Source organism: Phocaeicola sartorii JCM 17136 = DSM 21941 (assembly GCF_054653615.1).
Genome location: NZ_BAAIFW010000005.1, coordinates 640931 through 654584, shown reverse-complemented (window position 1 = coordinate 654584; position 13654 = coordinate 640931). Strand labels below are relative to the sequence as shown.

The 13654-nt window shown below is 40.5% G+C and carries 11 protein-coding genes; all 11 read right to left on the bottom strand.

The features are described from left to right. Positions 1-290: 290 nt before the first annotated feature. Positions 291-578 carry a hypothetical protein gene (locus ACYQ0C_RS02820; RefSeq protein ID WP_117694165.1) on the bottom strand — a complete coding sequence of 96 codons (288 nt, stop codon included), beginning with the start codon at positions 576-578 and terminating at the stop codon, positions 291-293. Positions 579-659: 81 nt separating this feature from the next. Next, positions 660-2450, bottom strand: coding sequence for an O-antigen ligase family protein (locus ACYQ0C_RS02815; protein WP_016278242.1), 1791 nt, complete (start codon positions 2448-2450; stop codon positions 660-662). Continuing rightward, positions 2447-3157 (bottom strand): hypothetical protein, encoded by a 711-nt coding sequence (locus ACYQ0C_RS02810; RefSeq protein WP_016278243.1) that lies wholly within the window; start codon positions 3155-3157, stop codon positions 2447-2449. Before ACYQ0C_RS02810 ends, ACYQ0C_RS02815 begins: the two co-directional genes overlap by 4 nt. Beyond that, the gene (locus tag ACYQ0C_RS02805; protein ID WP_016278244.1) at positions 3154-4230 is read right to left on the bottom strand and encodes an efflux RND transporter periplasmic adaptor subunit; all 1077 of its coding nucleotides are present in this window, start codon (positions 4228-4230) and stop codon (positions 3154-3156) included. Before ACYQ0C_RS02805 ends, ACYQ0C_RS02810 begins: the two co-directional genes overlap by 4 nt. Before the next feature lies 1 nt (position 4231). Further along, entirely contained in the window at positions 4232-4885 is a 654-nt protein-coding gene (locus tag ACYQ0C_RS02800; RefSeq protein WP_016278245.1) for an ABC transporter permease, read from the bottom strand. Positions 4886-4918: 33 nt separating this feature from the next. Continuing rightward, entirely contained in the window at positions 4919-5458 is a 540-nt protein-coding gene (locus ACYQ0C_RS02795) for an ABC transporter permease (RefSeq protein WP_016278246.1), read from the bottom strand. A 240-nt stretch (positions 5459-5698) separates the two neighbouring features. Next, positions 5699-7462, bottom strand: a complete 1764-nt coding sequence (locus ACYQ0C_RS02790; RefSeq protein ID WP_016278247.1) for a tetratricopeptide repeat protein — start codon at positions 7460-7462, stop codon at positions 5699-5701. 135 nt (positions 7463-7597) lie between these two features. Beyond that, entirely contained in the window at positions 7598-9778 is a 2181-nt protein-coding gene (recQ, locus tag ACYQ0C_RS02785; RefSeq protein WP_016278248.1) for a DNA helicase RecQ, read from the bottom strand. A 159-nt stretch (positions 9779-9937) separates the two neighbouring features. Beyond that, on the bottom strand, positions 9938-11188 hold the full coding sequence (clpX, locus tag ACYQ0C_RS02780; RefSeq protein WP_016278249.1) for an ATP-dependent Clp protease ATP-binding subunit ClpX: 1251 nt from the start codon (positions 11186-11188) through the stop codon (positions 9938-9940). A gap of 124 nt (positions 11189-11312) precedes the next feature. After that, the gene (clpP, locus tag ACYQ0C_RS02775) at positions 11313-11984 is read right to left on the bottom strand and encodes an ATP-dependent Clp endopeptidase proteolytic subunit ClpP (protein WP_016278251.1); all 672 of its coding nucleotides are present in this window, start codon (positions 11982-11984) and stop codon (positions 11313-11315) included. 181 nt (positions 11985-12165) lie between these two features. Further along, on the bottom strand, positions 12166-13521 hold the full coding sequence (gene tig / locus ACYQ0C_RS02770) for a trigger factor (protein ID WP_016278252.1): 1356 nt from the start codon (positions 13519-13521) through the stop codon (positions 12166-12168). Positions 13522-13654 lie beyond the last annotated feature (133 nt).

The window sequence follows — 13654 nt, the reverse complement described above, 5'->3', positions numbered from 1 at the left end:
CTTTTATTTATCATACATTACAATAGGCTGATTAAAGAAGTCTAAAACAACATAAATCCCTATTAATCAGCCTATAAAAGCTAGTATCTAATTACATTTTTTTTTATTCTTTCCGATAACGAATCTCAGTAAAATAAAAAAAAACAGTAAAATAGCAGCAACCAATAAGGCAGCAACTCCTCCCCCCTTATTTTGCGGTATCACATACCACAATAGGCAATAAGCTATTACTGCACCAATCAAAAAAGGAAACAATTTAATCCACTTTTTCCGCATTTGGTCTTTTCATTTTATAATGCACAAACACCGGCACCAGCCCACATTCCCCAACCAACAGGAGTCCAGCCTAAAAAACTTCCACCTGTAGCTATTTGCCCTGCCGCTGCACCTGAAAGTGCAGAAGCCGCAGTCCATGCCCCCGATGCACCACCTTCTGTTTCACCAGCCATGTAGCCACAACCAATAGAAACTTGTTGAAAACCTGAATCGGATATTCTACTATTCACCCCATTCATAACACCCAATGACATAACAATAGCTACTAACATTCCTAATATAGCCTTTTTATTCGTTTTCATAATGAACATCATTTTATTTTTTTATTTCATAATTCTATCTCTATTCGATATCATGGCATTTGCACCAGATAACAAATTCAACTAATCCGTTTCCATAGGCAATTCATTTTTAAAGTTAGACAATTCATTTTCTATAAGATGACTCATTTCATCTTTCATATCTTTTGCTGCTGTTGTAGGAACTTTTTCCTTAGTAGCAAGGATATCTTTTGCCCATCTATACGCTTCTGCTTTATTCGATGACTCCATCAGCAATTGCACTAATAAATATTTAGGATATAGACGTGAGGGAACACTATATACAGCAGTTAAATATGACATTTTAGCAGCATCTGTTTCACCTATCTTTTTATAATTATTACCTAATATCAGAAAGATATTAGGCATAGAAGATTTCCGAGCAGCCTTTTCTAATACTTCAACACTTTCTCTATATCTCCCTCGTAAAGCCAATGCGGAACCATAATAGAATAAATAAGTCCCATTATTATTAAAAAACGGATATGCCTTCTTATAATGTATAAGTGCATTATCTATATCATTGGCAAAAACATATTTTTGCCCTGTCCGTAACAAATAATATCCATATAAATTATGAAGTCCCATACCGACAATCAACAGTCCCAATACAGAAGTTATCAAATTAGCCTTAAAGAACTTTATCCTCAACAAACAATCATCCGGACTTGGTTTATAAAACAAAACAGCCAACGACAAAATGAACTGAAGATATATTAACGGTATTTGAAAAGGATAAGAAACACAACACAGCACCAATATAGCTATAAGTGACGCTTTAGCACCGGAAATATACAGAGAACAATGTGTATCTTCTCTCTTAAAAGCAAAAAATAAGATAACAGATAACAGGAATAACCCTATAATACCTTGTTCCACATATACCTGCAAAAATTCATTATATGCACACGCCACATAGTCTGCAACATACCGCTCTTTCTCCGTTCCTCCATTTTTAGCAAAATATTCCATTTGCCATTTGCCATATTCAGCTTCAAATGCACCAATTCCTCTACCCGTTAAAATATTTTTTTGTGGAGCAGCCATAACAACTTTCCATATAAATAAACGTCCAAAAGCTGAATCCGCCTTAAATTGGTATAGCACGTGGAATACTCCAAACAACAAAACAACCGCAACTGAAGCAACAATGAGTTTTCGCACAACTGTATGCAGGTAATAACATATTTTATTATAGATCCGACAATGCTTATTCAATACAAATAGAGACCCAAACAAACAGGCTATCCATGCTCCTCTTGATTGAGATATTATAATAAAGTACAACATAAACAAAACGCATACAAACAAGGCAAAATACAAATTCTCTGCCTTCTTATTCCGCTTATATCCTAACATCAAAGAAAGAACTAAGGGCAATACTACGCTGAAGTATCCTGCATAAGCACCGGGGTTTCCCAATGATCCACCTAATATAAAATAGTCATCACTATTTCCAATCCATCCAAACTGTTGACCAAATCCAAAAACAATTTCAAGATAGGCCCCAATCACTGTTAGCCAACAAACCAGTTTTAAGTAATTTCTATTTTTGCAAAAGATTGGTATAAAGGTAAAAAACAGAAACCAGCATGTCAATACAACATAAATCTTATAATTATCATATACATTCCCTTTAAAAGCATACATTATGAAAAGATAAGCTACAAAAATAGCGACAGCACAAAGACCTTTACTTACATATAGATTGTTACCTGTTACAAACAAGGTACAGCAAAGTAGTGCAACCGCAAACACGCAAAACAGTGCCTGAGATTCCACAAACAAGCCATTTATACCTATATGTAATGATATAAGCAAGCCAAATAATATGATATATATCGCCTGTTTCATTTTTTATTTTTCTTCCTTTTTGAAAAGAGTATAATTATAATATATACCAACAAACCTATACACACTGATACCATCACTTGAACACATGTGATATGTTGCTTGGGGGCAGATTCTACATATTTATAGGGTTGCTGAATCTGAATATTTCGAGTCATTACATCCAATAGTTCTGACAAAGCATATTTACCACCCTCTTTTTGATAACCGGATAATGAAACATATCCGAACTTGGTCAGGAGCAAATCCTGTACACATTCTAACGCCACACTGTCTTTAACTATTGAAGATAAAGTATAAACATGGCAATAACCGTCAAGCTTTTTAGATTCTGTTCCTTTATATGTCACCCTTAATGTATCTGTATTCGGTAGTAGTTTTTTTTTATTCATCTTCACCAAATCTTCTTCAATTTGTTTAAACGGGAATCCATTAAGTGTTTTTATCGTAGGCAGGAAATTTATCAATATGTAATTCCCTTTGAAATACTCCTGCTGCTGTAAGGGATATAATCCTGCATCAATCGAATATCCCGGAAGTTTCTGCATAAGAACCGACCTAGGAATGGTATCCCATCCCTCCGGTATTACAAATGTGTACTTACACGATTTTTGCAATATTTGGATTGTGTATTGCCCATACGTATATATGCCTACAAATGACATCATAATGATAATCCAAATTCTTTGTATAGTATTCCTTGTTCTCATATTTCCTCTTTCTGCTTTTTTATATGATCCAGACTATCTACTCCTGAAATGATCTCAGTATATATTCCATCCGAGATACCTGTTTTCAGAAACCGTTTCTCATATTTACTGCCATTAGCTACTATTTCTACAAAAACAGAATCATAGCTAAACTGAAAATATTTCTCTTCCAAAGCCAGCACGTGGTTTTTCCGCTCCACCACTATTTCTGCATTGGCCGTACCACCGGCTTTTATCATTTGCTTATATTCTTCAGGTATAAACAAACCGGCAGTTATCTCAAAACGCGCGACTCCATCCTGTACAATTCCCTTGGGAGCGACAAGTCTTAATACTCCGTCAATAGTTATATTCTTATCCATAGGAACCGATAATGACAGCTCCATCCCTACAGCAAGTTTCAATATATCAGATTCCAATACGTTTCCTTTAAATACTAACGATTGCAGATCTGCCACTCTAGCCACGGTTGTTCCTTCATTCAATGTACCTCTTGCCATCACAGACCCACCCTCTTTTATCGGAAGCTCCAATATAGTACCTGCGTCAGTAGCCGTTATAATATTGGATATTCCCTTTTGATTATATTGCCCTTTCAACATATCCAACTCCGATTCTACGGATTCATATTCGGACAGAAGAACAGCCAAATTACTTTTCTCGCCCTCATACACCTCTTGCGCTATCAACTTTTTTACATATAAATTTTCCGTCCTCTCAAAACTAGCTTCAGCAGTCAAATACCTGGTTTCCGCTATTTCCAATTCCTTTAATAACCGCCTGTATTCCAACGGATCTTTTACATATCGTATTTGTGCCAATGGCTGTCCTCCCACCACTTCATCTCCAACCTGCACCAACAACTTTTCCAACACACCGGAGATAGTCGATTTTATATCTATTTCTTTAGAAGGCTGTATCACCCCCGGAATAGTAAGTTTGCTCTCAATATTCCGATACTCGGCACGGATAGTAGAAGCGGGTATCTTTCTACCTCCCTTTACCGCCCGGTAAATGACAAATGCCAAGAATACCAAGATCAAGGATAATATAACAGTTCTTACTACTTTCATATTAATTTTCTTCTTTTAGAGCTTCTATAGGGTTCAGTTCCGCCGCATATATTGCCGGCCTCAGCCCGGCCAATGTTCCTGCTATCACTAAGATAAATATGGCGGCAACAGCTGTCGGAAAATCCAGTCCCGGTTTTTCCATCATCGGAGTGTCTTCTGAGATGAAAAGTGCTACAACCTTCAGTATCCCCCATCCCAAAACCAACCCTACATATCCGGCTAAAGAAGTAAGAGCTATGGATTCCCATAAAAACATAGCCTTTATCTGCTGTGCCTTGGCACCTACAGACTTGCGGATACCTATTTCACGAGTACGCTCCTTTGCCGATGAATACATGATATTGCCTACTCCTATTACACCACTGACCAATGTGCTGATTCCCATAAACCACAGGAACTTGCGAATCATGACAAATAAGTCAGTAAATGCCTTTACCTGTTCCTCCATGCTATTAAAGTAAAAGACTTTATCATCACTTGGGGCAAATTGATATTTTCTGGCCATCACATTCCGCACATGGGTATTCACCTCCTTTATTTTGGCTCCTTTCACTGTAGAGAATACAACTGTGCCAAACCGCCCGGCAGTGGCATCAACCTGCTCATAGACCGAATAAGGCATATAAATGACTCTTGCCTCATACGAATTAAGCATCGTATTCTTTATTGTTCCAATCACCCGGAACATCTACTGCCCCATACGGATATACTTGCCAATGGGATTTTCTTTTCTGAAAAGCATATCCGCCACATTTTCACCTATCAATACCACTTTTCGAGCTTCATTCATATCCAAGGCATTCAATATTCTACCATGCTCTACCTCCAACAATTTTATCAAGAAGTAATCAGGATATACCCCTCGCGTCTCAAACCAGCCATTCTTCGTGCCGGCATAAACAGCGTTCCAACGTCCCGTTTCGGGCGACAGATGGGTTATCTCGGGTATTCTTGATTTCAACATATCCAAATCTTCTTTTTGAAATTGTATTTTTCTTCCGCTAGCCGCTCCTTTATATCCCATTGATGTTTCTGACGCATATACATAAGTCGTGCTTTTAGAGAATCCATTAAAGAGTTTGAATATTCCCCGTTCGAAGCCGGAACCTATTCCAACCAAGACTATCAGGATAAAAATCCCCCATGATATGCCTATACCGGTCAGAATAGTACGTGAAGGCTTTCTTTTTACAGACTCATATATTTCACACCAAAAATCAATGAACATACAAGATAGCATTTATTATAAAGAAAAAGCATCGGATACTACCAATTTATTTTTCATGACTACATTTCATTAGTTTAACGTCGGTAAAATTAGGAATAATGCAATGAACAACCTAAAAAGCAGGATAGACAAATAGCAGGTTGAGAAATATTTAATAAATATCTATATACCAGTGGTTTATAAATCAAAACCAATACATCCGAAGCACCGTCGATAGACAAGAACATCAACGGACACGCATCACAGATAGAGTTTATCCGTATCATCTGCCATAAATTCCTGTATCTTTTTCTTCATCCGGAGTTTGGCTCTTGAAACAGATTGAGGAGTAATGCACAGAAAAGTGGCAATAGAAGCATGAGGAAAGCCCAACTGTAACAAGCACCACAACTTCCGTTCGGTGGCACTCAGCCCCACAGCCTCGACACGGCTTTGAAACATGGGACCGAACAAACGGATGACAAAATACTCTATAGCATCCAATTCTTCCGGAGTCAGGGCATAAGCCGTGCCGGGATTATCCAGAAGCTGAATGATAAAGAGGACGGTTTCATAGTACTTCCCACCCTCCATCTTTATATCCTTATATTTCTTCAGCTCGTCCAGCAAAATCTTATTTTGATCCACCAACTTGAGATTCTCCTCCTTATTCTTCTGTTGCAATTCCTCCAGATTCCGCCTCACCTCTTCATTTTCGGCAGACAGGCTTTCATTGTTCTGTGCATAACGGAAAGACAATTCCTCTATTTCCTTATTCCGCTTGACATAATCGCGCTGCAAGGCGAACAAAGTGTTTTCATTCTCCCATATCTGCTTCTGTAACAACAGAATGCACCGCTCTTTCTTCACTTTCTCGCGCTTATAGACAGACAGGATGTAGAGCAAAAGCAGAATAATAAACACAATGACACCACCCATCCGCCATTCATTGTGCTGCTTGTTTATGGCAAGCAATTCCTTTTCATGGGCCAAATCCTGATTGTCATACTTCAGTTGGATCTCTTCCAGTTTCACCGTTTGCGTATGCTCATGGATACTGTCAGCATATAGGTCATATTTCTCTTTATAAGCCAAAGCCTTTTCCCAATCCTTCCGTTTCTTTGCTATCTTATACAGAGAAAGATAACCGCTGGCCTGTCCATACCAATCACTATCATTCTTAATTATATACTCCGCATAATATACAGCGGAATCATATTGTTCTTGGTGTATATATACGTTAGACAAAGAATAAAAATAGGAATAATCACCATCTAGCACTTTATTTCTAGCAGATAGAAGAATATTCAAGGCTCTTTGATATTCTTTCCGCTCCGAATAGATAATGCCCAAATTACGGACAGCAGTCTGTACCTCCACCTTTGAATCAATCAACTCTGCCATTCGTAATCCTTGCAGGGTATAGTGTTCCGCACTATCAAGTTTTGCCAGCAATAAAAAACCATATCCGGCATCCAATAAAGATATGGTATAATTGGTACTGTCCTTTATTCCCTTGAAAGTGCGAACTGCATCTTTATAATACCTCAAACCCTTGGCATACAAACCTTGTCTGAAATTGGCATTTCCCAGATGCGAATAGCACAACGCCTTGTATTTAGGCTCATCCAACGGTTTCATAGCCGTCAGCGCACGCAGATAGTGAGGGACAGCCGCTTCATATTCTTTCGCCTCACTGTATTGCCTGCCCTGATAGAAGAAAGCTTTCGCTTTCCTTAATGAGTCCTCACTATGTTGATAATAATCCAACGCCGAAGCGACAGGGGCATCGGTGATAGAATGGCAGGTCTTGTCCAAAGCCTGTGTCAGCAAAAGATTGTAGTATGCTTTCTGCGCGTCTCCCCGGCAATCATCAGCGGACAATTGCTGTAAAAGAGATAAAGCACTGTCCGGTTGCTGTTCCATATATGCTTCCGCTCTTTCCAAATACTGCTGCCGCATAGGATGCTGATGATTACAAGAGGTCAATGAGAAAGTAAAAACAATCCAAATGAAAAATCTCATTGTTCAAAGTTTAAGGTTTATGCAAATATAGGCAAATATTCTATCCCCACGCAAAAAAGAGCCGGTTAAAAAGAAAGCCGGACCTGCAATGAGTGCAAGTCCGGCTTTCTTATTATCAAAACAATCAAAAAAGCATCAATTCGCCATTTCAGAAATAAACTTGATGCGGACCAACCGGATTTCATCCTCGGTATAGTCATCCCCCAGTTCATCCATCGCATCATCTATCTTGTCTGTAGTAGATTCTTTGAAGTAATCATAGATATCATCCAAATGATCCTCATCCATGATTTCCTCCAAGAAGTAATCAATATTCAGCTTGGTACCCGAATAAACGATAGCCTCCACCTCGTCCAGCAGTTCACCGAACTCCAGTCCCTTTGACACGGCAATGTCATCAAGAGCCACCTTACGGTCAATAGCCTGGATGATAGAGACTTTCAGCTTGGATTTATTAGCGACCGTGCGGACACGCAAATCTTCCGGACGCTCTATTTCATTTTCCTCACAATGCTTCTTTATCAATACGCAGAACTCCTGGCCATAGCGTTTCGCCTTTCCGGCACCTACGCCCGGAATATTCTGCAATTCTTCCAAAGTCACCGGATAGATCGTAGCCATCGCCTCCAAAGAAGGATCCTGGAAAATAACATACGGCGGAACATCCAGTTTCTTGGACAGCTTCTTACGCAAGTCTTTCAACATAGAGTAAAGCACCGGATCGACCGCACAAGAGGCACCTCCCCGAACCGGAGTCTCCTCTTCTTCCTCCTCGAAATCATTGTCCTCGACAATCTTGAAAGACTTCGGCTTTTTCAAGAATTTATGCCCTTCGGGAGTAACCTTCAACAGACCGTAATTCTCTACATCTTTGCTTAAATAACCCGCTATCAAAGCCTGACGGATGACAGCATTCCACATCCTTTCTTCTTCTCCCATGCCCGAACCGAACACTTCCAGTTCCTCATGTTTATGAGCAAGTACTTCTGACGTTTCCTTACCCAAAAGAATATCAATTATATAATCCGCTTTAAAATTTTCTTTCACTGCTATGATTGCTTCAATCACAGCGCATAATGAATCCTGAGCCTCCACTTGCTTTTTAGGATTTAAACAGTTATCACAATTTCCACAATTCTCCTCTGTAAATTCTTCCCCGAAATAATGTAACAATGATTTGCGGCGGCATATAGACGACTCTGCGTAGGCAGCTGTCTCCAACAACAACTGTTTACCGATTTCCTGCTCTGCCACGGGCTTTCCCTGCATAAACTTCTCCAGTTTCTGCAAGTCCTTGTTGGAATAGAACGTAATACACTGTCCTTCCCCTCCGTCCCGTCCGGCCCTGCCCGTTTCCTGGTAGTAGCCTTCCAGACTTTTCGGAATATCATAATGTATCACAAAACGCACATCAGGCTTGTCAATCCCCATTCCAAAAGCGATGGTAGCGACAATCACATCTATATCCTCTTTCAAAAAACCATCCTGATTGGCAGTGCGTGTAGCAGAATCCATACCGGCGTGATAAGCGCGCGCGTTGATCCCGTTAGCCTGAAGCACCTCGGCCAATTCTTCCACCTTCTTACGGCTCAGGCAATAGATAATACCCGATTTACCCGCATTAGCCTTGATAAACTTGATAATATCCCTGTCTATGTTATTCGTCTTCGAGCGTACTTCGTAATACAGGTTCGGACGATTGAAAGAAGACTTGAACTCCTGCGCGTCCTGCATACCCAAGTTTTTCTGAATATCCATACGCACCTTCGGAGTCGCGGTGGCAGTAAGGGCTATCACCGGCGCCTTTCCTATTTCATTAATAATAGGACGGATGCGGCGGTACTCCGGACGGAAGTCATGCCCCCATTCCGAAATACAGTGCGCTTCGTCCACTGCATAAAATGAGATCTTCACTCCTCTCAAAAAATCCACATTCTCCTCCTTCGTCAAAGACTCGGGAGCCACGTAGAGCAATTTGGTCTTGCCGCTCAGAATATCCGATTTGACCTGGTCTATAGCCGACTTGTTCAATGACGAGTTGATGAAGTGTGCCACTCCGTCCTCCTCGCTGAAATTACGCATGGCATCCACCTGGTTCTTCATCAATGCAATTAAAGGAGATATAACGATTGCTGTTCCATCCATGATAAGGGATGGCAACTGATAGCATAACGATTTACCACCGCCCGTAGGCATCAAAACAAATGTATCATTTCCGGCAAGCAGATTACGGATGATCGCTTCCTGATTACCTTTGAAAGTATCAAATCCAAAATACTTTTTTAATGCGTCCGTTAAATTTATATTCTCCGTCATTGTATCAATAGTTTTTCACGGTTTTTCCCGATTTCTTGTTTTACATCTTTTGTTGCCTAACAAAGTTATAAACAAGTTCTCAAATTACACGAATATTTCGAGTAATATTTTTCAGAAGAATTGCATTTTTTTCTTTCTCTCTCCCTTTATTTCTTGATACTAAGCGGTTTGCAGCCGCGAAATATTTGCCTTTCCCATCTGTTTTTTCGCAAAATCGAGTGTCACTTCGTACTTTTTCGCTTTCTGAGAGGGGATTTCAAACATAACGTCCATCATAATCGTCTCTACAATGGAACGTAATCCGCGCGCGCCTAACTTATATTCAATAGCTTTGTCTACAATATACTCGAATACTTCGGGCTGGAATTCCAGCTTGACTCCATCCATTTCGAACAGTTTGACGTACTGCTTGATGATGGAGTTCTTCGGCTCCGTCAAGATATTGCGCAAGGCAGTTCTGTCCAGCGGATTCAGATAGGTCAGGATAGGCAGACGGCCTATGATCTCAGGAATCAGCCCGAATGACTTCAAGTCCTGAGGGGCGATATATTGCATCAAGTTGCCACGGTCTATCTTCACCACATCTTTTGCCGCACTGTAACCTACCACATGTGTGTTCAAGCGTTGCGCGATCTTGCGTTCAATGCCATCAAACGCCCCGCCACAAATGAACAGAATGTTTTTAGTATTGACCGGAATCATTTTCTGATCGGGATGCTTACGCCCTCCCTGAGGCGGCACGTTCACAACGGAACCTTCCAGCAATTTCAACAGCCCCTGCTGCACACCTTCACCACTCACATCACGAGTTATGGAGGGGTTGTCTCCTTTACGGGCAATCTTGTCAATCTCATCAATAAACACAATGCCTCTTTCAGCTTCCGCCACATTATAATCGGCCACTTGAAGCAAGCGGGTCAGAAGACTCTCGATGTCCTCGCCCACATAACCTGCCTCTGTCAGCACGGTGGCATCCACTATAGTGAACGGCACATGCAATAACTTGGCTATAGTACGTGCCAGCAACGTTTTTCCCGTACCTGTACTACCTACCATAATGATATTGGACTTTTCAATCTCGATATCATCCTTGTCCACTTTTTGAAGCAGACGCTTGTAATGATTGTACACGGCTACGGAAAGGTAACGTTTGGCGTCATCCTGACCAATAATATATTGATCCAGAAAATCCTTGATTTCCTTGGGTTTCGGAAGTTCCTTCAAGTTCAGCTCACCCGGCGCATCTTTTTTCTGATGCATGGCCTCCTGTATAATTTCGTATGCCTGCTCCGAGCAGCTGTCGCAAATACAGCCGTTCATTCCGGTTATCAGAAATCCGACCTCATTTTCCGAACGTCCGCAGAAACTACATTTCCTTCTACTGTTTCTAGGTGTTTTATTATCTTCCAATGTTCATTCCTTTAAATATTCAAGTCTCCCCCATACATCTTCAAGAAAGAAATCTGTATCAGATTACAACAGAAACTTGAGTCGTTTTTAGTACTGTCATTCTTTTCGAATGAAAATAAATACATTATAGAGCAGCCGGCTTGCGTGACAGAACCTCATCAATCATACCATATTCTTTAGCTTCCAGGGCTGTCATCCAGTAGTCGCGGTCAGAGTCCGCCCATACTTTGTCAAAATCCGTATGAGAGTGGTCTGCTATAATGGTATAAAGTTCTTTCTTCAATTTTTGGATTTCGCGGGCTGTGATCTCAATGTCCGAGGCCTGTCCTTGCGCACCGCCCATCGGCTGATGAATCATCACGCGTGAGTGGGTCAGCGCGGAACGCTTGCCTTCCGCTCCCGCAACCAGCAGCACAGCGGCCATCGAGGCGGCCATACCTGTACAAATCGTGGCAACATCACTGTTGATGAACTGCATGGTGTCATAGATACCCAGTCCGGCATAAACAGATCCGCCCGGTGAATTGATATAAATAGATATATCTTTACCAGACTCTACCGAGTCCAAATATAAAAGCTGAGCCTGGAGGGTATTGGCTGTATAATCATCAATCTGTGTGCCCAGAAAGATGATTCTGTCCATCATCAGTCGGGAAAACACATCCAACTGAGTCACATTCAACTGACGCTCCTCCAGAATATAAGGATTCAGATATCCCTGTGACTTGATGACATCATCCAGCACCATACTATTCATTCCCAAATGCTTGGTAGCAAATTTTCTAAAATCATCCATAATCTAATGGTTTAGTTATTAGTAACAAAAAAGGGTTTTCAACCCCCGTTTTTCAAACAAACAAAAGTACAAAAAAATACGGTTAACGTACCTGATACTCTTATCTATAATGAAAATTTATGGTCAAAAACCCCTTTTTTTAGAAAGTTTTAGCAATCACTTACTTCGACTTACTAAGTTATTATTCAAACATTTTGTTGAATTCTTCCATAGAAACCGTTTTGTGGTTCAAAGTAGCCTTGGCTTTCAATGCGGCGGAAAGTTTGCTTTCAGCAGCACGGTTCACCAAACCTTCTACGGATTCCTTCTTCTTCAACATTTCTTTAGCATAGTTTTCAAGAACATCTTCAGGGATATTCAACATTCCGTATTGAGCGAACTGAATGCGGGTAGCTTCCTTAGCCATGTTCATCACATCGGCTTGTTCCACTTTAATGGCGTTATTCTCAAGCAATTGCTCTTTAATCAGATGCCAAGTCAGTTCTTCAATGCTCTTGTCATAGTTCTCAGCGACAAAAGCTTCACCCTTTTCCTCATTATTCAGCAACATGATGCGCTTCAGCAATGCGTCAGGGAATTCCAGCTTGCCAATCTTGTTGACCAAATATTCACGAACATCAACCAAGAATTTGTAATCACTATCTGATTCGAACTGCTTTGCAATTCCTTCTTTAATCTTAGCACGGAATTCTTCTTCGCTGCTTACGGCACCTTCGCCAAATACGCTGTCGAACAATTCCTGATTCAACTCAGCAGGAACCATACGGGTAATCTCTTCGATCTGGAAGCTGAAGTTACCTTTCACGCCGGCCACTTCCTCTTTCTTTATCTTCAGCAAGGAAGACAGTTCCGCTTCATTATTATCGAATGCCACTGCAGGATTGAATACCAGTACATCGTTTACTTTAGCACCGTTGAAAACAGCCTTTTGTTCGTCGTTCTTCATGTAAGCCGGCATCATCACCGCGCCTTCTACCTGAATACCGCCTTCTTTAGTGTTTCCATTCTCATCCAATTCAGCCAACAGACCTTTAATCATGTCCTTGTCTTCATACTGCTCCACTTTATCATATTTTGCAGCACGCTGAGTATACATCTTAACCTGCTGGTCTATCAGTTCGTCCGAAACCTCGATCGTGTAGTAGTCAACGGTATCCGCAGAAGAGATTTCAGCGGTAAATTCAGGAGCCAAAGCGATGTCGAACACAAACTCAAAGTCTTCTTGAGTGTCAAAATCGATGGGTTGCATCTTTTCTTCATTAGGCAACGGCATACCCAGCATATTCACTTTATTGTCGCGGATATATTCGTTCACCTTTTCCTGCATCATTTTATCAACCTCTTCTACAAGGACAGACTTACCAAATTGTTTTTTAATCAAACTCATAGGTACCATACCCGGACGGAAACCCGGGATATTAGCTTTCTGACAATAAGTCTTCAGTGTTTTTTCTACTCTTGACTGATAATCAGCTTTTTCCAGCTTCAAAGTAAGCAATGCGCTCACTTTGTCAACGTTTTGCAATGAAATATTCATTCTGAACTTTATTTATTTAATTATTACTTCTTTCTGTTTTTCACCAAAGAGGTTGCAAAATTAGTGTTTAATCTTTCAATAACCAAATACACAGACTAAAAAATACGAATTGACAGCAGAAAGTATTCATTTA

What these genes read in the sequence shown, in the direction of transcription:
- ACYQ0C_RS02820 (WP_117694165.1), bottom strand. Translation starts at nt 578, where the DNA reads ATGAAAACGAATAAAAAGGCTATATTAGGAATGTTAGTAGCTATTGTT.
- ACYQ0C_RS02815 (WP_016278242.1), bottom strand. Translation starts at nt 2,450, where the DNA reads ATGAAACAGGCGATATATATCATATTATTTGGCTTGCTTATATCATTA.
- ACYQ0C_RS02810 (WP_016278243.1), bottom strand. Translation starts at nt 3,157, where the DNA reads ATGAGAACAAGGAATACTATACAAAGAATTTGGATTATCATTATGATG.
- ACYQ0C_RS02805 (WP_016278244.1), bottom strand. Translation starts at nt 4,230, where the DNA reads ATGAAAGTAGTAAGAACTGTTATATTATCCTTGATCTTGGTATTCTTG.
- ACYQ0C_RS02800 (WP_016278245.1), bottom strand. Translation starts at nt 4,885, where the DNA reads ATGCTTAATTCGTATGAGGCAAGAGTCATTTATATGCCTTATTCGGTC.
- ACYQ0C_RS02795 (WP_016278246.1), bottom strand. Translation starts at nt 5,458, where the DNA reads ATGTTCATTGATTTTTGGTGTGAAATATATGAGTCTGTAAAAAGAAAG.
- ACYQ0C_RS02790 (WP_016278247.1), bottom strand. Translation starts at nt 7,462, where the DNA reads ATGAGATTTTTCATTTGGATTGTTTTTACTTTCTCATTGACCTCTTGT.
- recQ (WP_016278248.1), bottom strand. Translation starts at nt 9,778, where the DNA reads ATGACGGAGAATATAAATTTAACGGACGCATTAAAAAAGTATTTTGGA.
- clpP (WP_016278251.1), bottom strand. Translation starts at nt 11,984, where the DNA reads ATGGATGATTTTAGAAAATTTGCTACCAAGCATTTGGGAATGAATAGT.
- tig (WP_016278252.1), bottom strand. Translation starts at nt 13,521, where the DNA reads ATGAATATTTCATTGCAAAACGTTGACAAAGTGAGCGCATTGCTTACT.